At 68.4% G+C, this 20,595-nt stretch carries 19 protein-coding genes and 1 riboswitch; of the genes, 6 read left to right on the top strand and 13 right to left on the bottom strand.

The features are described 5' to 3' along the window. Nucleotides 1–9 precede the first annotated feature (9 nt). Nucleotides 10–77, bottom strand: a riboswitch (guanidine-III (ykkC-III) riboswitch). 301 nt (nucleotides 78–378) lie between these two features. After that, entirely contained in the window at nucleotides 379–876 is a 498-nt protein-coding gene (locus tag FHR32_RS09750) for a hypothetical protein (protein WP_184754018.1), read from the top strand. 193 nt (nucleotides 877–1,069) lie between these two features. Here FHR32_RS09750 and FHR32_RS09745 read toward each other — a convergent pair whose 3' ends face one another. From FHR32_RS09745 to FHR32_RS09700, 10 genes are all read right to left on the bottom strand, one after another. Continuing rightward, nucleotides 1,070–2,065, bottom strand: a complete 996-nt coding sequence (locus tag FHR32_RS09745) for an alpha/beta hydrolase (protein ID WP_184754017.1) — start codon at nucleotides 2,063–2,065, stop codon at nucleotides 1,070–1,072. Nucleotides 2,066–2,222: 157 nt separating this feature from the next. Beyond that, entirely contained in the window at nucleotides 2,223–2,819 is a 597-nt protein-coding gene (locus tag FHR32_RS09740) for a pyridoxine/pyridoxamine 5'-phosphate oxidase (protein WP_184754016.1), read from the bottom strand. Then, nucleotides 2,816–4,033: an amidohydrolase family protein gene (locus FHR32_RS09735; RefSeq protein ID WP_184754015.1), complete on the bottom strand. Its 1,218-nt coding sequence runs from the start codon at nucleotides 4,031–4,033 to the stop codon at nucleotides 2,816–2,818. The genes FHR32_RS09740 and FHR32_RS09735 overlap by 4 nt, the downstream gene beginning before the upstream one ends. Before the next feature lie 72 nt (nucleotides 4,034–4,105). Further along, nucleotides 4,106–5,365, bottom strand: a complete 1,260-nt coding sequence (locus tag FHR32_RS09730) for a metal-dependent hydrolase family protein (RefSeq protein ID WP_184754014.1) — start codon at nucleotides 5,363–5,365, stop codon at nucleotides 4,106–4,108. An 81-nt stretch (nucleotides 5,366–5,446) separates the two neighbouring features. Next, nucleotides 5,447–6,460, bottom strand: coding sequence for an ABC transporter ATP-binding protein (locus tag FHR32_RS09725; RefSeq protein ID WP_184756440.1), 1,014 nt, complete (start codon nucleotides 6,458–6,460; stop codon nucleotides 5,447–5,449). After that, entirely contained in the window at nucleotides 6,426–7,466 is a 1,041-nt protein-coding gene (locus tag FHR32_RS09720) for an ABC transporter ATP-binding protein (protein ID WP_312882212.1), read from the bottom strand. The genes FHR32_RS09725 and FHR32_RS09720 overlap by 35 nt, the downstream gene beginning before the upstream one ends. 40 nt (nucleotides 7,467–7,506) lie before the next feature. Beyond that, the gene (locus FHR32_RS09715; RefSeq protein ID WP_184754012.1) at nucleotides 7,507–8,418 is read right to left on the bottom strand and encodes an ABC transporter permease; all 912 of its coding nucleotides are present in this window, start codon (nucleotides 8,416–8,418) and stop codon (nucleotides 7,507–7,509) included. Then, on the bottom strand, nucleotides 8,411–9,334 hold the full coding sequence (locus tag FHR32_RS09710) for an ABC transporter permease (RefSeq protein WP_184754011.1): 924 nt from the start codon (nucleotides 9,332–9,334) through the stop codon (nucleotides 8,411–8,413). The genes FHR32_RS09715 and FHR32_RS09710 overlap by 8 nt, the downstream gene beginning before the upstream one ends. Nucleotides 9,335–9,361: 27 nt before the next feature. Beyond that, complete coding sequence (locus FHR32_RS09705) at nucleotides 9,362–10,897, bottom strand: peptide ABC transporter substrate-binding protein (protein ID WP_184754010.1); 1,536 nt, start codon at nucleotides 10,895–10,897, stop codon at nucleotides 9,362–9,364. 447 nt (nucleotides 10,898–11,344) lie between these two features. Beyond that, the gene (locus FHR32_RS09700) at nucleotides 11,345–12,505 is read right to left on the bottom strand and encodes a diaminopropionate ammonia-lyase (RefSeq protein ID WP_184754009.1); all 1,161 of its coding nucleotides are present in this window, start codon (nucleotides 12,503–12,505) and stop codon (nucleotides 11,345–11,347) included. Nucleotides 12,506–12,667: 162 nt separating this feature from the next. Between FHR32_RS09700 and FHR32_RS09695 the strand changes: the two genes are divergently transcribed. From FHR32_RS09695 to FHR32_RS09680, 4 genes are all read left to right on the top strand, one after another. After that, the gene (locus FHR32_RS09695) at nucleotides 12,668–13,327 is read left to right on the top strand and encodes a GntR family transcriptional regulator (RefSeq protein WP_184754008.1); all 660 of its coding nucleotides are present in this window, start codon (nucleotides 12,668–12,670) and stop codon (nucleotides 13,325–13,327) included. Beyond that, on the top strand, nucleotides 13,328–14,434 hold the full coding sequence (locus FHR32_RS09690) for a histidinol-phosphate transaminase (RefSeq protein ID WP_184754007.1): 1,107 nt from the start codon (nucleotides 13,328–13,330) through the stop codon (nucleotides 14,432–14,434). It abuts the gene before it with no gap. Nucleotides 14,435–14,470: 36 nt separating this feature from the next. After that, nucleotides 14,471–15,694: a pyridoxal phosphate-dependent aminotransferase gene (locus FHR32_RS09685; RefSeq protein ID WP_184754006.1), complete on the top strand. Its 1,224-nt coding sequence runs from the start codon at nucleotides 14,471–14,473 to the stop codon at nucleotides 15,692–15,694. A 91-nt stretch (nucleotides 15,695–15,785) separates the two neighbouring features. Beyond that, nucleotides 15,786–16,028, top strand: a complete 243-nt coding sequence (locus tag FHR32_RS09680; protein ID WP_184754005.1) for a hypothetical protein — start codon at nucleotides 15,786–15,788, stop codon at nucleotides 16,026–16,028. 63 nt (nucleotides 16,029–16,091) lie between these two features. Here the strand turns inward: FHR32_RS09680 and FHR32_RS09675 are convergent, their stop codons facing one another. From FHR32_RS09675 to FHR32_RS09665, 3 genes are all read right to left on the bottom strand, one after another. Continuing rightward, nucleotides 16,092–16,487, bottom strand: a complete 396-nt coding sequence (locus FHR32_RS09675; RefSeq protein ID WP_246466068.1) for a peptidase inhibitor family I36 protein — start codon at nucleotides 16,485–16,487, stop codon at nucleotides 16,092–16,094. Nucleotides 16,488–16,653: 166 nt separating this feature from the next. After that, nucleotides 16,654–17,868 (bottom strand): hypothetical protein, encoded by a 1,215-nt coding sequence (locus FHR32_RS09670; protein WP_184754003.1) that lies wholly within the window; start codon nucleotides 17,866–17,868, stop codon nucleotides 16,654–16,656. A gap of 112 nt (nucleotides 17,869–17,980) precedes the next feature. Beyond that, nucleotides 17,981–19,498 carry a dolichyl-phosphate-mannose--protein mannosyltransferase gene (locus FHR32_RS09665; protein WP_221465805.1) on the bottom strand — a complete coding sequence of 506 codons (1,518 nt, stop codon included), beginning with the start codon at nucleotides 19,496–19,498 and terminating at the stop codon, nucleotides 17,981–17,983. Nucleotides 19,499–19,716: 218 nt separating this feature from the next. Between FHR32_RS09665 and rsmI the strand changes: the two genes are divergently transcribed. Further along, nucleotides 19,717–20,571 (top strand): 16S rRNA (cytidine(1402)-2'-O)-methyltransferase, encoded by an 855-nt coding sequence (rsmI, locus tag FHR32_RS09660; RefSeq protein WP_184756439.1) that lies wholly within the window; start codon nucleotides 19,717–19,719, stop codon nucleotides 20,569–20,571. The last annotated feature ends 24 nt before the right edge of the window (nucleotides 20,572–20,595 follow it).

The raw sequence follows: 20,595 nt of genomic DNA, 5'->3' as shown, positions 1-20,595 counted from the left end.
CGTCTCCTGAGAGCGTCGTCTTGGCAGTCCGGGTACGGCGCCCATCTCGTCCGGGGCAGGCGCTTATGCGCCTCCAGGGGGAAACTTATACGCACCGACCGGGCCGTTCAACCGTTCTCACCCGCGGACCTGCTTGGGCGGGGCTGGGCCACCGCTCAGCGGCCTCGGCGGGTGACCCTGACCGCTGGCCGGCGAGACCTCCGATTCCGGCGAGATGGTGCGTGTCTTTCCGCAACGCCTCCGCGATGGCCATGCTCCATCACCCCAAGGTCCGAATGGCCCTGCTCTCATCAGGAGGAAGGCCCGGTTCCAGTTCACAGCACGGTTCCGAAAGGTAAAATCCACGCTGTGCGTATCAACCGCTGACAGGACTTCGGTGTGACTGCCAGAACGACACGCAAGATCTGGATACCGGTCGCGGTCGCGGTCGTCCTGGCAGGCGTGATCATCGCGACCTCGTATGAGGTTCTGCCAACGCTGCGGGTCGAGTGGTGCAAGCTGTTTCCCGAGCAGCGCTCCGCGGTCGCCACTCCACCGCCCGACGCAACCCCGGAACAGGTCGTCACGGCATACCTGCAAGCCGTGGCGGCCAGGGACGACGACACCGCGCGGGCCCTGTCCGCACCCTCTTTCCTGGCGAGGCATGGCGATAGGGGCATCGGCTGCTCCTATCGCCGTCTTGACCTGATCTGGGTTGGCGAACCCCGTACAGACAGTTCTGCATATGCCCGGCTCGTGTCCGCTGTTCCTACCCGATACAAGGTCGATCTGGAGGAAGAGGGGCCCGAAATGGACGGGGAACGTCGTTACGACTTCCTGGTCGGCCGAAACGCTCCCTCGGAGCGGTGGCGGATCATCGACTACGGCAACGGATGAGGCAGGGCTGGAAAACATACTGGGCCCGGAACACCCGGGGGTGGCCGGGCTCCTCAGAGCCCCGGCCTGAGGTCAGGACTCCTCGACATGCGACACCCGGAGATAGGCGCGCCGGGTGGTCATGGTGACCGGTGCGGCCAGCGGCATATCCGTTGTCCGGACGCCCGGTCGTCTTCTCGTGAACGCCACGAACTCAATCGTTCACGTTTTCTTTCAGCCATGAATTGATCAGGTTTGACACCTGCCGTGAGTTGCGATCCATCATGATCATGTGGGAGTTCCCGCGGTAGCCTTCGGACGGCAGGTCGATCCAGGTCGACTTGCCACCGGCCTTCCGCAGGGCGTCATGGAACCTCCTGGTAGAGGTGTACAGCTCCGTCCATGAGTTGCCGGGTTCGTTCAGCCCGAGACGGTCGCCCCAGATGATGAGGTGCGGAATCCGGCTAAGCCGTTTGAGGTCCACGGAGTCCGGGTCGGGAGCGCCTGACGGCTCGATCGCGACGTGGGCGCGGACGAGGTCGGGCGCGGCGATCGTCGAGGCGAATCCGAGCGGTCCAGCGGCGCTGTGGGTGAGTACCACGTTCGGCCCGACCTGGGCGACGAGCGCGTTGTACCCGGCCTGGGTGGACTGGTCGTACGTCCGAAAGCGAGGCACCACCTGCTTGACGAACCGGTCGAATGCGGCGACGGGGAACTGCGTGTCGGGATACGGCCGACGCTTCGCCGGATCGGTGGCGTACGATCCGGCGGGGCCGATCCGAAACAGCTCCCACAGCTCCTGCTTGGTGCGGAACAGTGGTTCTGCCTGGGAGATTTCCGGATAGCGCTGCCATGAGGCGCGGCCACCGCCGAAGCCGTCGGCCAGGTGGACGTCGTGCCCACCGGCGAGGAACTGCTGCTGCCATCCCGGTCGGCCGTCCGGCGTGGTTTCGAAGGAGACGCCGGTGAGGCCGCCGCCGTGCCACATGAGCAGCGGCAACGAACTGCGGGGGCGTGCCAGCCGTACGAACTGGACGTAGACCTGACCGGTTTCGAAATCCCCGTTGGGATCCACGCGGGCCGGGGACCGCCCTGCCGCGACGAATGCGTCCCGGGACGGCGCATCGGCGAGAGTGATTGATTTTCCGCCGACGAAGTAGCTGCCCACTTCTCGCACGTGAATGCCGCCGTCGTCATTCGACAGAGCCATTCCTCCGGCGGATAAGGCGATCACGCCGGGCACGGCGCTTCCCAACAATTCGCGACGCTTCACTCTTGCTCCTCTTGGGTGCTAACCCCAATTTCTGAATGCGGATTACTGTCTTCAGGAGTCGTACGACCCGATGCGCCACGGCCAGGGCCTCAGCTCAAGGGCTGAGGATCCGCTGGACCCACTGGTCCCCCACGAGCCGATGTCTCCGGCGATCATGCAGGCGGTCAGGACGGCCCGCCTGAAGGAACTCGATCTCCACAGGCGTGACGACGAACCCCGCCCAGTGCGGAGGCACCGGCACGGGTGTGCCCGGAGGCCAGCGGCGGGAGGCCGCAGCCATGTCCGATTCCAGCTCAGCCCGGCCCGGAACCGGTGCGGACTGATGGCTCACCCAGGCTGCGAGCTGGGCGGGCCGAGCGCGACGGTGAAACTCCTCCTGTGCCTCCGCCTCGCTCATGCGTGCCGCGACACCGCGTATCATGACCTGCCGTCGTAGTGACATCCAGACGAACATCACCGCCACCCTGGGACAGGCGGCGATGTCGCCGGCCTTGGGCGAACGGCTGTCGGTGACGAAACCGATCCTGCGGCCGTCGAGCAGCTTCAGCGAGACGGTCCGCAGGCGCGGCTCGCCCGCCGGACTGACGGTGCTCAGCGCCATCAGCCCCGCCTGCGGATCGTCGGCCTCCCGCGCGGCCCGCTGCCAGTCGAGCAGGACGGTCACCGGGTCGGCCGGCTCGACATCGCTCATCGGATGACGTGCCCGTCGCGCGCCACCGCCTGCGGCCGATCCAGCGCGGAGAGGTCGTCCACGGGGTCGGCGTCGACAGCGATGAAGTCCGCCTGGTATCCGGCCGCGATCCGGCCGATCCGATCTCCCACCCCGAGCGCGTCGGCCGCGCCGGTGGTCGCCGAGGCCAGGGTCTCCCGGTTCGTCATCCCGGAACCGGCCATCAGCCGCAGCTCTCCGGGCAGCGCGTCGAACGGAGTGAACCGCCAGCCGGCATCCGTGCCGCTCACCATGCGGACACCGCTCTCGACCATCCGCCGGAAGTCGTCCAGGTCATGCGGCTGTCGCCTGCCCCACAACGTCCCCGCGTCCCCGGAGACCTCGGGCGGCGCGGCGAGCACATGATGGCCGACCGACAGCGTCGGGCAGACGACGGCGCCGGCCCCCACGATCAGGTCCACGACGGCAGGGTCGAAGCCGCTGCCGTCCTCCATGGCGGTGCGGAACTTCCCGTGCTCGATCAGCCTCGCGCCTGCGGCGACGGCGGTGCGCATCGAGTCAGCGGACAGGCAGTGGACCTTCAGGGGACGGCCGAGCGACGCCGCTGTCTCGACCACACCGCGCAGCGACTCCTCGGAGAAGCTCGGCTCCCACGCGGGCGCCCCCGGCGTACCGCCGCCGGAGGCCATGATCTTGATGAAGTCGGCCCCGGCGGCGGCGAACCGCCTGACCAGATCGCGCATGGCCTCGTCGTCGCGCGCCTCTCCACCGAAGCGCCAGGTGTGTCCGCGCACCGTGGTGATCGGCGCCGCCGCCACGAGCGTCCGGGCGCAGTCGGGAAGGGAGGCCGCGCGGGCGCGCACCTCGAACACGGCCTCCGGCGAGCCTCCGCAGTCGGCGACGGTGGTGATGCCCGCGCGCAGTGCGGTCCGGGCGTTCCTGATGGCCAGGTCCACCCGCTCGGAGGTGGACCTGGCCGCGGAAACGTCCTCACCGGTCCCGTCGCCCGACTCGGTCAGGTGGACGTGGGAGTCCACCAGCCCGGGCAGCACGACCGCAGCCCCCAGGTCCACGGTGGGGCAGTCGGGCCAGTCCGTCGGCCGGGTGTGGCCGCGTGCGATCTCCTCGAAGCGGCCGTTCCTGATGCGAAGCCAGGCGGGGCCGAGGTCGCGCGACCATGGATCGGCGCGCAGCCGTCCCGCATAAACCACCAGTCCGTCCCGTAGCCCGGTCATGGCCCTCCGCTTCGGTCCACGTCATCCCGCCGGTCCGTTCGGCGGGATGACTCGATCGTCACACCTGGATGTTCAGCGCGACGGCGTCCACTGCACGTCGGGCGTCTTCGCGCTGGCGGCGAAGTCGTCCCGGTGGACCCGGCCGCCCTTCATCACGAAGCCCACCCGCTTGAGCGCCTCGATGTCCTGCAGAGGGTCTCCATCCACGGCGACGAGGTCCGCGTGGGCGCCCGCGGCGAGGGTGCCGATCTGGCCCTCCTTGCGCAGCACCTCGGCCGCCACCACGGTGGCCGACCTGATGGCGTCCAGGGGCTTCATGCCGTACTGCACCATCAGGCTGAACTCGTCCATCTGCTCGCCGTGCGGGAAGGAGCCGACGTCGGTGCCGAAAGCGATCTTGACGCCCAGTTCGAGGCCGCGCTTGAACGCGCCCTCGTGCCTCTTGACGAAGCGCCGGTCGAAGTCGGTGTGCTGCCGCTTGTAGTAGGTGCCCATCGTCGGAACCCAGAAGGTGCCGAACTCGAGCATGGCCTGCAGGTCCTCTTCGGTCAGGAGCGGGCCGTGCTCAAGGGTGCGGACGCCGCCGCGGATCGCGGCCTGGGCGCCGTCCTTGCCGTACGCGTGGGCCGCGACGTCGCGCCGGTACCTCTTCGCCTCCGCGACCACGGCGGCGATGTCCTCCTCCGTGAACTGGTGCAGCGGCTCCAGCTCCTCCGGCTCCACGTCCTTGCGGGTGCTGGTCGCGTAGATCTTGACCCAGTCCGCGCCGATCTTGATCTGGCGGCGGACCTCCTTGATCAGCTCGTCCCGGGTGTCGACCATGCCGGCGACGTCCGGGAGGTGGAGCTCCGGGTTCACCTTGTCGTCGATCCGCATGTCGCCGCCGGTGATGGAGATGCCGTCCGAGGCGACAGCCATGCGCGGGCCGGGGATGATGCCGGCCTCGATCGCGTCCCGGAGCGCGGTGTCGCCGTGCCACACCTGCTCGTTGTCGGTGTCGCGGGCGCTGGTGAAACCGATCTGCAGCGCCCGGTCGCACGCGTTGACGCCTTCGATCACCCGGTAGACCTGCGTCTTGAACAGGAGCGCCGGCGGCCACACCTGGTCCTCGGGGCGGAGCAGCATGTGGGTGTGGCAGTCGATGAGCCCGGGCATCAAGGTCAACCGCCCGACGTCGATGAGCTCGGCATCGGCGGGCGGGTTGTCGACGACCGACACGATCCGGCCATCGGCGATGACGACGCTCGCGTCCTCGTAGTACTCACCGCTCGCGGGGTCCAGCACGCGGGAGGCCCGGACGGCGAACTGTCGGTCATCTAGGGGCTTGGTCACTTTTCCTCCAAGGTTGGAATGCAATCGCATTCAATATTCTGTATTCAGAAGGCAGTTATGCGCAACCCCGCGACTGCCGCATTAACCCGTCGTGTGTACGGGCGACGGGGCGGCGAAGTGGCAGGCGGTCTGATGGTGAGCGGCGTCACCCGTGGCCCCCACGAGCGCGGGCTCGTGTACGGCGCACACCTCCTCCGCCTTCCAGCACCGGGTGCGGAAGCGGCAGCCGCTGGGCGGGGCGGCGGGGCTGGGCGGATCGCCTTCGAGCAGGATCACCTCCTGCTCGCGCGCCAGATCGGGATCCGCGTGCGGCGCGGCCGACAGCAGCGCCTGCGTGTAGGGGTGGCGCGGCTCCGCGTAGACCGCGTTCTCCGGGCCGATCTCGATGACCTTCCCCAGGTACATCACGGCCACGCGGTGACTGATCTGGCGGACCACGGTCAGGTCGTGGGCGATGAACACGTAGGAGAGGTTGAGCCGCTCCTGCAGTTCGGCCAGCAGGTTGAGCACCTGCGCCTGGATCGAGACGTCCAGCGCCGAGACGGGTTCGTCACAGACGATGACCTCGGGCCCCAGCGCGAGGGCGCGGGCGATGCCGATGCGCTGACGTTGACCGCCGGAGAACTCGTGCGGGTAGCGGTTGACCTGGTCCGGGTTGAGCCCGATCAGCTCGAAGAGCTCCTGGGTCCGGCGCCGGCGCTCCGCCCGCGTGCCTTCGCCGTGCACCGACAGCGGCTCGGCGACGATGTCGCCCACGGTCATCCGCGGGTCCAGGCTCGTGTACGGGTCCTGCAGGACGATCTGGATCTTACGCCGCAGGTGCTTCAGGCCCGCGCGACTGAGCCGGTGGATGTCCTCGCCGCGGTATCGGATCGTCCCGGAAGAGGGTCGATCGAGCGCGACGAGCATCCGCCCGAGCGTGGACTTCCCGCAGCCGGACTCACCGACCAGGCCGAGCGTCTCCCGCTCGCCCAGGGCGAAGGACACGCCGTCCACCGCGTGCACCTGCGCCGGGGGACCGAACGGCCACCGACGCCCGGACGCATAGTGGCGGGTGACGTCAGTGACCTCGAGAATGGGCTGGGAGCACACCAGCGATCACGTCCTTTCCCAGGTGGCAGGCACTCCAGCGGCCCTGTGCGTGTTCCGCGAGGGCCGGTTCCCGCTCCTCGCACACGGCTTCCGCCATCGGACATCGCGAGCGGAACGGGCACCCGGTCGCGCCTTTACGGAGCACCGGCGGCTGCCCGGGCAGGGCGGCGAGCTGCCCGGCCCGGCGATCCGCGCGCGGGACCGCATCCAGCAGTGCCCGGGTGTAGGGGTGGGCCGGGCGGCGGAAGATGTCGCGGACCGCGCCGGTCTCCACGACGCGACCGGCGTACATCACCGCCACGCGGTCGGCGATCGACGCGACCGCGCCGAAGTCGTGGCTGATCAGCACCAGCCCCATGCCGGACTCGCTCTGCAACGTCTGGAGCAGCCGGAGGATCTGGACCTGGACGGTGGCGTCCAGCGCGGTCGTCGGCTCGTCGGCGATCAGCACGTCCGGCGAGAGCGCGAGCGCCATCGCGATCACGGCGCGCTGCCGCATGCCGCCGGAGAAATGGTGCGGGTACTGGCGGTACCGCTGTTCGGCATCGGGGATCCGCACCTGCCGCATCAACTCGATCGCCCGCTCGCGCGCCTCCCGGCGGGAGAGGCCCAGGCGTACGCGCAGGGTCTCGCCGATCTGCGGACCGACGCGGAGGACCGGGTTCAGCGCGGACAGCGCGTCCTGGAAGACCATGCCGATCCCCTGCCCCCGGATCTCGCGTCTGGCGGGTTCCGGAAGGCCGAGCAGGTCACGGCCCTCCCAGCGCACGCTTCCGCCCGCGATCCGCGCGGGCGGGGTCTCCAGGATTCCCATGATCACCTGCGCGGTCAGGCTCTTGCCCGACCCGGACTCGCCGAGGACGGCGAGCGTCTCCCCGCGATCCACGTGCCAGCTCACCCCGCGCAGCACCGGTGTGTGGCCGTCGTCGCCGCCGAACTCGACCCGCAGGTCGTCCACTTCCAGCAGGTGGCCGGCCGTCGAGCCGCCTTCGGCGTGTTCCGTTGTCACGATTCTCCCCTTCGACCTCGTGGCCCGGTGGATACGGCGATCATGAGTGGATCCTCGGATCGATCGCGTCTCGGACGACATCGCCCAGCAGGATGAAGGCCAGGACGGTGACGCTCAGGAACAGAGCCGGGCCCAGGAGCGGCAGGGGCGCCTCCAGGAATCGGGCCTGAGCGTCGTGGATCATCTGCCCCCAGGAGATCGTCGGTGGGCGCAGGCCGATCCCCAGCATCGAGATGATCGACTCATACGTGATGAAAACGCCGAGGTTCGTCGTCACGACCACCAGCCAGGGGCCGAGGCTGTTCGGCACGACATGGCGGATCAGGGCCCGCGATCGCGAACAGCCGATGGCCGCCGCGGCCAGCATGTAGTCCTGCTGCTTCGCCTCCATGACCGACGAACGGGTGATGCGCGCGACCTGCGGCCAGCCATGGACCGACAGGGCTATGATCACCGTCCACATGCCGCTGCCGGAGGTGCCGAACAGCGTCAGCAGGACGCTCGCGCCCAGCAGCAGCGGAATGGCCAGGAAGATCTCGGTGATCCTGGACAGGGTCGCGTCGACCCAGCCGCCGAAGTAGCCCGCGGTGGCGCCGATGACCCCGCCGAGCAGCCCTGTCACCACCGAGACGGCGATACCGATGCCGAGACTCGCCCGGGCGCCGTGGACGCTGCGGGAGAACACGTCGCAGCCCTGCAGGTCCCGGCCGAACCACTGCCCGGCACCCGCATCGGCCAGGGTCCGCCCGAGATCACAGTCCTGGGGGTCGGCCGGCGCGAACAGGCCCGGTGCGACGGCCATGCCCACCATCACCACGAGCAGGGTGGCGGACAGATAGAAGAGCGGACTGCGGGCGAGCCTTCTCCAAACCGCTTGCCAGTGACCACGCCGCTTTCTCTGCGGAGCCGCCGGGCGCTCCATGACGCCGGTGGCGGAAGCGAGCTCAGGCATAGCGAATCCTCGGGTCGAGTACGGCGTACAGCAGATCGACGACGAGGTTGGCGACGACGTAGATCAGCACGAAGACCGTGACCACGCCGACCACCGTGGTGCGTTCTCCCAGGTAGACGGCGCGCGCCATGGCCTGACCCATGCCGGGGAGGTTGAAGATGCTCTCGGTGATGACGGCGCCGCTGAGCAGCGCGCCGACCTCCAGGCCGAGGAAGGTGACCACCGGGATCAGGCTGTTGCGCAGGGCGTGGAACGCCACGACTCGGACTCGAGTCAAGCCTTTGGACGTGGCCATCCGGACGTAGTCCTCTCGAAGCGCCTCGGTGAGCTGGCCTCGGGTCAGCCGGGCGACATAGGCGGTGGACAGCGACCCGAGCACGAACCCGGGCATGACGTAGCTGAGGAAGCCGCTCTCGGCTCCGGCCACGGGAAGCCAGCCGAGCTTCACGCCGACCACGAGCTGGAGCACGAACGCGGTCACGAAGAACGGGATGGACAGCCCGGCGAGGGTGAAGAGCCGGACGCCCGCGTCGGCGACACCGTTACGGCGCAGGGCGGACACCACCCCGGCGCCGATACCGATGATGATCTGGAACGCCAGGGCGAACAACGCGAGCTGACCGCTGACCCACATCCGCTCACTGAGCATCTGGGCCACGTCCTGGCCGCTGTAGGTCTCACCCAGATCGCCCTGGACGACCCCGAGCAGGAAGCGGCCGTACTGCTGCAACAGCGGCTCGTCGAGGTGGTAACGGGCTCGGATCGCCTCCGCGAACGCCGGATCGGCCGCCCGTTCCCCGGCCAGGGCCTGTACCGGGTCACCCGGCAGGGCGAAGGTGAGGATGAAGATGACCAGAGTCGCGCCGACCAGGACCAGCACCGCTTGTAGGACGCGGCTGATGACATAACGAGGCAAGATTGCTTTCTCCGTTCAACCGCGTGGTCAGTTCGCGACCACGGACTCGACCCGCAACCTGCGGAAGGAGTCCACGCTCACGTCGCTGACCCGCTTGGAGTGTCCAACCATCACGCCCTGGTACCACAGCGGCACGTAGGGCATGTCGTGGAGGAGCACCTGCTCGGCCTCCGCGTACGTGGCGTTCGCGGATTCCGGGCTCGGGGCGGCCGCACCGTCGCGCAGCAGCGCTTCGAACTTGTCGTTCTTGTAGCCGGAGAAGTTCTCGCCGGCGTTCTGGGTGAACAGCGGTTTGAGATAGTTCTCCGGGCTGGGGAAGTAGAAGGTCCACGCCGTGCGGAAGGCACTGTCGACCTTTCCGCTGCCCAGGTCCCCGAGCAGCACCGCGAGCTTGGGATAGGCCTTGGTCTGGACGTTCACGCCGAGATCCTTCGAGATCTGGCCCGCGGCGGCCTCCACCCACTCCTTGTTCTCGGGGGCGTCGCTGTTGTAGCCGATGGTGAAGGTGTTGCCGGGGATGCCGCCCGCCTCGTCGAAGGCTGCCTTGGCCGCGGAGGCGTCGTGAACGCACGTGGCGCCACAGGCGTCCTTCGGCGCACCGGGGACGACGGGCGGAACGTAGCCGGTCGCCGGGGTGCGCGTGCCCTGGAAGATCGCCTTGGTGATCGCCGCCCGGTCGATGGCCATCGAGATGGCCCTGCGGACGCCGGCGGACTTGAATTTGTCGCTGTCCAGGGGGAACCCGAGGTATTCCATCCGGCCGCTCGGCGACTCCTGGAACCGGTCTCCCAGCTGGCTCTTGGCCTCGGTGATCCTGGCGGTCGGAACGGCGGGCAGGACGTCGAGGTTGCCGGCGAGCAGGTCGTTGTAGGCGGTGTCGAAGCTCTGGTAGATCTTGAACTGGACTTCCTTGGCCTTGGCCTTGGCGTCGGGATAGGGGTCGTAGCGGCGCAGCGTGATCTGCTGGTCGTGCTGCCAGATGCCTTCGATGGCGAACGGACCGTTCCCGATCGGTTTCTGCTCGAACCCCTTCGGGTCCTGGTAGGCAACCGACGGCAGCGGCGAGAACGCGGGATAACCCAGCAGCTGCTTGAACTGCGACCACGGTCTCACCAGCGTGATCTCGAAATTCTGATCGTCCACGACGCGCAGCCCCGACATCGTCTGCTGAGCGCCGGAGACGACGTCGGGGTATCCCTTGATCTCGCCGAAGACGTAGGCGTTCAGCTGGGCGGACTTCTTGTTCACGGCGAAGTTCCACGCGTCCACGAACGACCTCGACGTCACGGCCTCGCCGTTGTGGAACTTCCAGCCGGGCTTGAGCTTGACCTTCCACACCTTGTTGTCGGCGGATTCAATGCTCTCGGCGACCTTCAGCTCGGTCTGGTTCGTCTTGATGTCGAACGTCACCAGAGGAGTGAAGAGCGCGGACACCACCTGCGCTCCGTAGATTTCGGAGTAGTTGGCCGGCATGAGCGACGACGGCTCCAGGATCGCGGCGGAGAACGCCTCCGCCTTCTTCGCGGCTCCGGAGCCGCCGCACGAGGCCACCGTAGTTAACACGACAGCTGTTAAGCCGATGGTCGCCCTACTTCTGACGCGCAGGAACACAGCCAACCCACCTTTGATGGAAACCGTCATGACGCCAGAACTGGCAGTCGTGTGACGCAGGCAGTCGAGGCATTCCCCACGCGCTTCCAACTGCGTGCTGCATTCAGAATGCAGATACGGCACTGTCGCTGTCAAGGGACATGGATAGAGGAACCTTCTGGGGAAATATGCGAGGTGGCCGCGTTACAGGCCCTCACCGACGCCCGCTGTCGCCGGTGATGATCCGGCGCGGAGGAGGTGCGGAACGGCGTCGGCTTGCCGGATGCGGGCACTGGAAGATCACGTGCGCAGGCCCCGCACGGGGGAGTCCTACGCACGTGTCCAGACCACGGCCACAGCTGCCGCCGGGCCGGTCCGGATCAGGCGGCGCGCACGCCTGCCGGTGCCCCGCTCACCGCGTCAATCACTCGACCGGCCGGTGACCGGCACGTTCGCGGCGCCTTGATCTCCGACGATGCTGCGATAGCTCACCGGATCGCTCGCGCCTTCGGTGTTCAGCAACAGGACCGTGCTGCTCCGGGTCAGTCCCAGGTCGTCACGGAAGCCCGGATCCGCGGATACCAGCAGCGCGCCCGCGAGTGAGGCGGCGCCGCTCTCACCCGACTCGATCCCGCAGTCGGCGAAGATCCGCATGGCCTGGCGCGCGTTGTCGTCGTCGACCGTGATGGTCGCGTCGACCGTGTCGAGCAGGATCGGCCACGCGACCACGCTCGTCTCGCCGCAGTTCAGGCCCGCCATGATGGAGTGGTGAGGGCCCTGGACCGTCATCCGCACGCCGGCGGCGAGTGAGCGGTGGACGCAGTCGGCGCTGTCAGGCTCGACGGTGGCGATGCGCGTCGCCGCGCGGGGACCGAAGTGCAGGCCCACCGCCGCGGCGAACGCGCCGACGCCCGCGGGGGCGATCACCAGGTCCACGGCGTCGGCAGGGTCGAGACCCAACTCGGTCAACTGCTCGTCCACCTCGTGGAAGATCGTCGAGTAGCCGTCGATCACATAGCGGGGCACGGTCTCGTACCCCGGCCAGGCGGTGTCGGACACCAGGATGGCGTGGTCGTCCCGATCGGCCTGGACGGCGACATAGCGCACCGTGTCGTCGTAGCTCGCGAACACCCGGATCACCTCCGCTCCCTCGCCCTCGATCGCCTCCGCCCGCGAGGACGACACGTCGATCGGAACGTAGATGCGGGCGCGCATGCCGAGGAGAGCCGCCATGTGAGCCACGGCTCTGCCGTGGTTCCCGTCCGTGGCACACGTCAGCACGTGGTCACGCAACGGCCGTACGGCCTGGCGCGCCTGTTCGAAAGTGAGCGTCGGATCAAGGCCGAGCCGCTCGGACAACGTTCGGTAGACCCCCCAGGACGACCCGAGGATCTTGAACGATGGCAGCCCGAGGCGGGACTGCTCGTTCTTGACGAGGACTCGCCCCACTCCCAGCCGACGTGCCAGCTCGGGCGATTCGACAAGCGGGGTGCGGGCGTAGCCCGGCATCGATTGGTGGAATCGCTGGGGAGCGTCCCGGGGATCGTCGCTGACGGTCAGCGCGGAACCGCTGCTCGGCATGGGTTTTTTTGGCGTTCGTGTGATGGCGAAGCCTGGCATGGTGCCGCCTCCGGAGCATAGGGGAGTGATGGGATTCGGCCCCACCCTAGCGCTCCGTGCACACTGAGTTCAGTATGTAGTATGCTTATCTTGACAGCATCGGAAGCATGCTTGGAGGCGAAAATGGCGGTCGCTCGCAGACTTTTGCGTGAGCAGGTGAGAGACGAGGTTCTCGACCGCCTTTTCCGAGGCGAGTATCCGGTGGGCAGTCGCATCAACGAGGTACACCTCGCGGCGGAGATCGGTGTCAGCCGTACGCCGCTGCGTGAGGCGCTGGCGAGCCTGGCCCAGGAGGGCATTCTCGACGCCCGGCCCAACCGGGGCTACTGGGTCTCCGTGCTGAGCGAGCAGGAAGTCCGCGACACCTATCCGATCATCGCTCAGCTCGAAGTGCTCGCGGTCAAGCTCTCCGACCCCGAGGAGCTCGCCCGGCGCGCGCCAGAGCTCATCGAGCTCGCGGAGAAGATGGCGACGGCCGCAGATGTCCGCGGTGTGCAACGCGCCGACGACGAGTGGCACGCGAGTTTGCTCGAGGCGTGCCCGAACGCCCGCCTCCTGGAGATGATCACCGACACCAAGCGCATCGTCCACCGCTACGAGCATGCCTACCTCGGCGATCCGCATAGCGTTCGAGAGTCGATCGAACAGCACAAGCGTATCGCGCGGGCTCTGCAGGAGCAGGATTTCGCGGTGACGTTCCAAGAGCTGGAAAGCAATTGGAAAACGTCGATGCACCGTCTGGTCGCGCGCATCACCGGATCACAAGACGCAATCGGAGATTAAGTGTTGGCTCCCTCAGAGGAACGTACGGCACCCCTGCCCGTCCGGGATGATCTGCGTGCGGCCTCCCCCTACGACACGATCGGGACGCGGCGGTTTCCCTCGGCAGTCGATCCTGTCGCGCTGTTGAACAACAATGAGAGTCCCTGCCCGCCGGACGGACGGCATCTGGATGCGTTGTGTTCCGCCGCCGCCAAAGCGCTCACCACCGCGAACCGTTATCCGGACAGCGACCTCTCCGCACTGCGATCGGCATTGGCGCGATACATCGGACATGGCGTCGGCGCCGACATGGTGTGGCCCGGAAATGGTTCCAACGAGGTGCTGCTGCACCTGCTGCAGACCTATGGCGGCCCCGGCAGAACCGCCCTGGGATTCGGGCCCACCTATTCGATGCACGAACAGATCGCGACCGTTACCGGCACCCGGTGGATTCAGGCTGATCGCGACTCGCATTTCGGGCTGAGTCCGGAGGCTGCCGCCGCGGCGATCGAACGCGACCGGCCCGATATCGTCTTCCTCTGCGCGCTCAACAATCCGACCGGGACGCCGCTGGATCCCGCGACGCTGGACACCGTCCTGCACGCCGGGCCTGGGCTGGTGGTGCTGGATGAGGCGTATATCGAGTTCTCCGCCGTCGGGAGTCGGGCAGGGCTGCTCAGCCGGTACCCGCAGCTCGTGATATCCCGGACGATGTCGAAGGCTTTCGGGTTCGCTGGTATTCGCGTGGGATTCCTGGTCGCGTCGGCTGATGTGCTGACTCCGTTGCGGATCGTCGCCTTGCCGTACCACCTGTCGACGCTGACGGCGGCGGTCGCGCTCGCCGCCCTCGACCACGCCGATGAGCTGCTGGCGAATATTCCGGTCATTCTCGCCGAGCGCGGGAGAATGCGCGACGCCTTGGTCTCCTCCGGCCACACGGTCGCGCGGAGCGACGCGAATTTCCTGTTCTTCGACACCGGCGCCGATTCGTCGGCGGTGGCCGCGCGGCTGGCCGGGCGGGGCGTGCTGGTGCGTGACTTGGGTCCAGGTGGATGGCTGCGCGTCACAGTCGGACATCCCGACGAGAACGACGTGTTCCTCAAAGCCCTGGCCGACGTCACCCGTTAGTTTCCAGCACCCTTTTGTGATCGTGAGAGGAGAACCATGTCCATCGGACTGAGCGAAAGAGCAGGCGCCATTGGCGGGTCCGCGACGATGGCGGTTTCGTCCAGGGCCGCCGAGTTGCGTTCCGCGGGACATCGCATCGTGAGTTTCGGCGCCGGGGAGCCGGATTTCCCGACCCCCGACCACATTGTCGAAGCGGCGCAGCGGGCTTGTGCGGACCCCGTCAATCACCGGTACACCTCGGCGGCGGGGCTGCCCGAGTTGCGCCGGGCGATCGCTCAGGCCGTTCACGTGGACACGGGTCTCGCGCTGGACGACGCGGAAATCATGGTGACCAACGGCGCGAAGCAAGCGGTATATCTCGCCTGCATGGTCCTGCTGAATCCCGGCGACGAGGCGCTCGTGCCGGCCCCCTACTGGACCACCTACCCGGAGGCCGTACGCCTCGCGGGCGCGACCCCGGTCACGGTGCGCACCGATGCCCGGCAGGACTACAAGGTGACGCCCGAGCTCCTGGACGCGCAGCTGACGCCGCGGACCAGGGTGCTGATCTTCGGCTCCCCGGCCAACCCGACCGGGACCGTCTATACGCGGGAGGAGACCCGGGCCATCGGGGCCTGGGCGGCGCGGCGGGGAATCTGGGTGATCAGCGACGAGATCTACCAGCACCTCGTCTACGACGGCGCGGTGGCCGACTCCATGCCGGTGGCGGCTCCGGAGATCAGGGATCGGTGCATCGTCATCGGGGGCGTGTCGAAGACCTACGCCATGACCGGCTGGCGGGTGGGCTGGCTGTACGGCCCGGCCGAGGCCGTCAAGGCCGCCGTCAACCTGCAGTCGCACATGTCGTCCAACGTCGCCAACGTCGCGCAGGTGGCCGCGATCACGGCGCTGCGGGCGGGCCGGCCCGGCTTCGACGACGTCATCGCCGCCTACGACCGGCGCCGACGGCTCATGGTCGACGTACTGCAGGGCATCCGCGGGGTCGACTGCCCGACCCCGATAGGCGCGTTCTACTGCTTCCCCTCGGTCAGACGGCTGCTCGCCGGGAAGATCCTCGGCCAGTCCTTCGCCAACACCGTGCAACTGGCGACGTTCATCCTGGACGAGGCCGGTGTGGCCTTGCTCCCCGGCGAGGCGTTCGGCGCCCCCGGATGCCTGCGCCTCTCCTACGCCCTGGACGACCAGAGCCTGCACACCGGGCTGGAGCGGCTGCAACGCATCCTCAGCGCGCAGGACGTCCCTCGCGCGCACGTGCACTGAGGTTAAGGCGCACCGCCCGAATCATCCAGCCCGGTGGACGAGTCCGAATCCCGTCCCACCTCGGCCGGGAGAAGAAGGCTACGCTCGCTCCATGATCGCTTCCTGGGAGCCCGCGGCGGCGGGCGTGCTACGCCTGCCCTCGGGCCGGCTCGTCCGCGGACGGGGACTCAGGCGCCCTCTTCCGGAAGGGCCGGTGCCCACCTTCGCGCTGGCCTGCCTCGCCGTTCTGGACGGGGTGCCGGGCCGCGAGGCGGTCGCCTACGTCCGGGAGCACTACGCGTCACACACCGTGGAGACACCCTGGCAACGCCGCTTCGTCGCCCGCTTCCGGTAGCCGCAGGTCGGGCCGGGCATCGCCGGTGTGCTTCTGTGCGATGCCCGGCCGCCTGGGGCTCCGTCAGCCGTGTGAGTCGGCCCGTGAACCCGAGAAGGTGAGGCAGGACGGGCCGTTCGGACCGCCGATGCGGACGGAATTGAAGAAGTCGCGGTACGTGCTGAAGAAGTTGCCCTTCCCGCCGGGGGTGGTCAGAGCGGAGCAGCCGCCGTAATTGGCTTCGGAGTAAAGGTGGATGTAGGAATCCGTGCGATTCCAGTCCGACTTGGCCCTGCTGGCCATGTTGAGGGAGGCGAGATCCGGCGTATCGCTCTGGATCTCGATGATGTCGCCCGTGCCGTCGAGGCCGGAGAACAGGCAGTAGTGGTCGTCATGGCATCGGTTGTAGCCGTCGGCTGCCTGGGCGGGAACGCTCGTCAGGGTGGCCAGCGCAGCGGCCACGATCGGTAGTGCCAGCATCTGAAGCTTCTTTCCCAATGTTCCTCCATTGGTGAAACTTTCTTTCGATGACCGCACAAACATACCTGGCTCGATCTTGCTGAGGGAAGGGATGACCGCCCCTGATTTCCACTCGTTGGGGCATAGCAGGGCGCCCTGAGCCACACGGGGAGACCGCCCCGGGGGCTCAGCTCATGCTGACGTACCGCCGGGGCCGCAGCGCGTGGCTCCGCAGCGCGGCCAGGGCGGCCGACCGGCCCGCCGGGGTAAGCGTGTCCGACCGCCGGAGACCGAAGGCGTCCAGGCGCCGTTCCAGCTCGGCCAGCGAGGCGTCCATCTCGGAGATCTGCCACTCCTCGCAGACGATCACCGCGGCGATGCGGTCACGGTCGGCGGGAGAGCCGTCGGCGAGCAGCATCAGCGCCACCTCCCGAGCCGAGGCCCGGAAACCGTGCTCCCCGGCCTCGGGGGCCAGCAGGGCCGCCGCCGCGGCCTCCCAGAGCTGGTCGTTGTCCTGCAACAGGCGTTCTCCGGCCGAGGTGATCACCAACCGTCTGCCGGCGCGGCGCAGCGCACCCATCGGCCCCTGGGCCACCTCGCGGACCGCCGCCAGCTCCGCTCCGCTCCAGGTGCTCTCCGCGAGCACGGAGCGGGCCAGGTTGTGCCGTTGGGTCAGCGGGATGCCGCCCGGCCGGCGGCCCAGCTCCAGCAGCCACCGCAGCGCGTCGAGATGGTCCTCGGCCGGGGCCGGGATCGGGGCGTGCAGGCGGACCTCGAAGGGCTGGGCGAGCTCGCGCCAGGCGGCGCCCCGGCCGAGCACCCAGCGGTTCAGCCGCTCGCCCTGGACCCGGTGGAGCCAGTTGTCCCCGCCGAGTTCGGCGCGGGGTGTCGTCAGCCAGTGGCGGGTCAGCGCCTGCCGCTCGGACGAGTCCGCGGTGAGCTCGCCGGAGACGATGGCGAGCTCCAGGGCGGCGGAGCAGGCGCCGTGCGCGCCCAGCTCCTCAGGGCCCATGATCGAGCTCCACCGCAGTTCGGGCACGTCGGGTGGGAGCACGCCCGTGGCGTCCAGCGCGCTCTGGTAGGAGGCCGTCCCCGCGTCCTCGCCGGAACGGGCGTAGGTGCGCAGGATCTGCGCGGTCGTCGAGGACAGGCAGAGCGCGGCGTAGCGCTCCATGCCGCCCAGCCGCAGCAGGCTGCCCAGCGCGCGGGCGATCGCGGGGCGGTCGCCGACGACCTTGGTCGGCAGCGTGTACCAGAGAAACTCGCACACGTTGAGCTCGGTGATGGTCTCCAGGGGCTCGCCGCCGGTCAGCCAGTCGATGGCGCTCCGGGCGTGCTCGACGTCGCCGGGCTCGGATCGCTCCAGCTCGGAGAGGAGCGCGGCCACGTCCGGTGCAGGCATGCTTCGAAGTCTGCCGTATCCAGGCCTGCTCTGACGATGAACGTGACGTAATGGATCGTGCACGTCCCCTACCCTATGGAATCGGCTCTAAGCAGCTCATATGTATAGACGGTCAGATCCAGCCCTTTTTGAACATCATGCGCGCGTGCCACTCCGCGTAGGGGATGACCTCGGCGGTGAGCACCGGGTAGAGCCACCCGAAGTTGATCAGCGCCAGCAGCGTGAAGGCGCCCACGACCGAGGCGCCGACGATCCGCCGCCGAGGCGCGGCGTCCACCGGTCCGATGATCAGTCCGGCGGCCAGGGTCAGCGCGAGGATCATGAAGGGGACCATGGGGATCGCGTAGAACAGGAACATGGTCCGGTTGTCGGCGATGGCGTAGTAGAACCAGGGCAGCCAGCCGGCGGCGTAGCTCAGCAGGACGGCTCCGGCCCGCCAGTCGCGGGTGGCGACGTACCAGGCGACCATCGCGATGAGCGCGGCCAGCCCGCCGTACCAGATGACCGGGGTGCCGACCCCGAGCACCGCCTGCGAGCATCCCGACGCCCCGCATCCGGACTTGGGCGTCTCGTAGAAGAACGCCACCGGACGCAGCAGCAGCGGCCAGCTCCACGGGTCGGACTGGTAGCTGTGCGGGGTCGCCAGCCCGGTGTGGAAGCCCAGGACCTGGAAGTGGTAGTCCAGCCACGACCGGATCGAGTCGAAGACGAAGTAGGCGGGCCCCTGGGAGGTCGCCCGCTCCCAGTTGCGCCCCCAGCCGGAGGACGAGGCGAACCAGCCGGTCCACGAGGCCACGTAGACGGCGGCGGGGGCCAGACCCATGCTGCCCAGCAGGGTGGGCAGGTCCTTGCCGAACATCCCGCTGTAGGGCCTGCGCAGTCCGATCGCCCTGCGGGCTCCGGCGTCCCAGACGAGGGACATCACGGCGAAGGCGAGCAGGAAGAAGACCCCCGACCACTTGACCGCGCACGCCGCGCCCAGACAGGCGCCGGCCGCGAGCCGCCACGGCCGCAGGCCCAGCCACGGGCCGTGGTCGGTCAGCGGCGAGGTCTCGTACCAGTCGACGAGCCGGCCGCGTGCCCGGTCGCGGTCGACCACCAGGCAGGCGAATCCGGCCAGCACGAAGAACATCAGGAAGATGTCCAGCAGCGCGGTCCGCGACAGCACGAAATGCAGCCCGTCCAGCGCGAGGAGCAGACCGGCCAGGCAGCCCAGCAGCGTGGAGCGGGTCATCCGGCGGGCGACCCGGGCCAGGATCAGGATCGACAGCACGCCGACCACGGCACCGGCGAACCGCCAGCCGAACGGGTTCATGCCGAAGAGCTGCTCGCCGATGCCGATCATCCACTTGCCCAGCGGCGGATGGACCACGTAGGAGGCGCACTTGGAGATATCGGCGGGCGCGCACTGCTGCCAGATCTCCGTGCTGTTCTGCATCAGCAGCTTGTCGGCGTCCTTGACGACGGCCCGTTCGGCACCGAACTTGATCAGCGCCAATGCGTCCTTGGCGTAGTACGTCTCGTCGAACATGACCGCGCGCGGGCGGCCCAAGTCGACGAAACGCAAAATCGCCCCGAATCCGGCGATCAGCAACGGTCCCAGCCAGCCCCACAGGACACTGCCCGGCATCGGCGGCACCAGCCGATCACGCACGGAGCCCGGGGATCCGCCGTCCGGCTGGGGGTCCGGCTGGTCGAAAGCCTGGTTGCTGAAGTCGGTCACGGCCACCCGGACATCGTACGGGCCCCTCCAACCGGGCAACCCAAGAAACACCGCCTACATGCCTAATTAGAGGAGCATCCCCCCAACGGGCGGGCACTATGCGCGGGGACGGGACCTCATCGGTGATGGGGGAGGATGGGACTGTGACGGACAACGGCAGGCTGGTGCTCGCGGGGGCTCCGATCGGGCAGGTGGGTGACGCCTCACCCCGGTTGCGAGAGGCGTTGGAGACCGCGGACGTGGTCGCGGCCGAGGACACCCGCCGCCTGCGCCGCCTGGCCGGCGAGCTGGGCGCGGAGATCACGGGCAGGGTCGTCTCCTACTACGACGCCAACGAGGCCGGGCGGGCCGCCGAGCTCCTCGCGGCCCTGCGGGACGGCAGGACCGTCCTGATCATCACCGACGCCGGGATGCCCGGCGTCTCCGACCCCGGCTACCGCCTGACCCATCTGGCCGTCGAGGCCGGCATCACGGTCACCTCGCTGCCGGGCCCGTCCGCGGTCACCACCGCGCTGGCCGTCTCCGGCCTGCCGAGTGACCGGTTCTGTTTCGAGGGCTTCCTGCCGCGCAAGCCGGGCGAGCGGGGCCGCAGGCTGGACGCCCTGGCCGGAGAGGAACGCACGATGGTGTTCTTCGAGGCGCCGCACCGGCTGCAGGTCGCGCTGGAGGCGATGGCTCAGGGGTTCGGCGCCGACCGCCCGGCGGCGGTCTGCCGGGAACTCACCAAGACCTACGAGGAGGTACGGCGGGGCGGCCTGGGCGAGCTGGCCGAATGGGCGGCCAAGGGGGTCAAGGGGGAGATCACCGTGGTCGTCGCCGGGCACGTCCCGGAGGACCTGCCGCCGGTGATGGAGGACCTGGTCGCCGAAGTGGCCCGCCGCCAGGAGACCGGGGTGCCGAAGAAGCAGGCGATCGTCGATGTGGCCAAGGCGGCGGGAATTCCCAAGCGCGATCTTTATGATGCCGTCCATCGAGGCTGATTTATCTCCATAATTTCCTAAATG

Source organism: Streptosporangium album (genome assembly GCF_014203795.1).
GTDB classification, from domain to species: Bacteria; Actinomycetota; Actinomycetes; order Streptosporangiales; family Streptosporangiaceae; genus Streptosporangium; species Streptosporangium album.
The sequence above is the reverse complement of the archived record's forward strand: the minus strand, read 5'-3'. Positions and strand labels throughout refer to the sequence as shown.

What these genes read in the sequence shown, in the direction of transcription:
- FHR32_RS09675 (WP_246466068.1), bottom strand. Translation starts at nt 16,487, where the DNA reads ATGCTGGCACTACCGATCGTGGCCGCTGCGCTGGCCACCCTGACGAGC.
- FHR32_RS09700 (WP_184754009.1), bottom strand. Translation starts at nt 12,505, where the DNA reads ATGCCGAGCAGCGGTTCCGCGCTGACCGTCAGCGACGATCCCCGGGAC.
- FHR32_RS09680 (WP_184754005.1), top strand. Translation starts at nt 15,786, where the DNA reads ATGATCGCTTCCTGGGAGCCCGCGGCGGCGGGCGTGCTACGCCTGCCC.
- FHR32_RS09715 (WP_184754012.1), bottom strand. Translation starts at nt 8,418, where the DNA reads ATGCCTGAGCTCGCTTCCGCCACCGGCGTCATGGAGCGCCCGGCGGCT.
- FHR32_RS09745 (WP_184754017.1), bottom strand. Translation starts at nt 2,065, where the DNA reads ATGGCTCTGTCGAATGACGACGGCGGCATTCACGTGCGAGAAGTGGGC.
- rsmI (WP_184756439.1), top strand. Translation starts at nt 19,717, where the DNA reads ATGGGGGAGGATGGGACTGTGACGGACAACGGCAGGCTGGTGCTCGCG.
- FHR32_RS09740 (WP_184754016.1), bottom strand. Translation starts at nt 2,819, where the DNA reads ATGAGCGATGTCGAGCCGGCCGACCCGGTGACCGTCCTGCTCGACTGG.
- FHR32_RS09665 (WP_221465805.1), bottom strand. Translation starts at nt 19,498, where the DNA reads ATGCCGGGCAGTGTCCTGTGGGGCTGGCTGGGACCGTTGCTGATCGCC.
- FHR32_RS09685 (WP_184754006.1), top strand. Translation starts at nt 14,471, where the DNA reads ATGTCCATCGGACTGAGCGAAAGAGCAGGCGCCATTGGCGGGTCCGCG.
- FHR32_RS09735 (WP_184754015.1), bottom strand. Translation starts at nt 4,033, where the DNA reads ATGACCGGGCTACGGGACGGACTGGTGGTTTATGCGGGACGGCTGCGC.
- FHR32_RS09670 (WP_184754003.1), bottom strand. Translation starts at nt 17,868, where the DNA reads ATGCCTGCACCGGACGTGGCCGCGCTCCTCTCCGAGCTGGAGCGATCC.
- FHR32_RS09695 (WP_184754008.1), top strand. Translation starts at nt 12,668, where the DNA reads ATGGCGGTCGCTCGCAGACTTTTGCGTGAGCAGGTGAGAGACGAGGTT.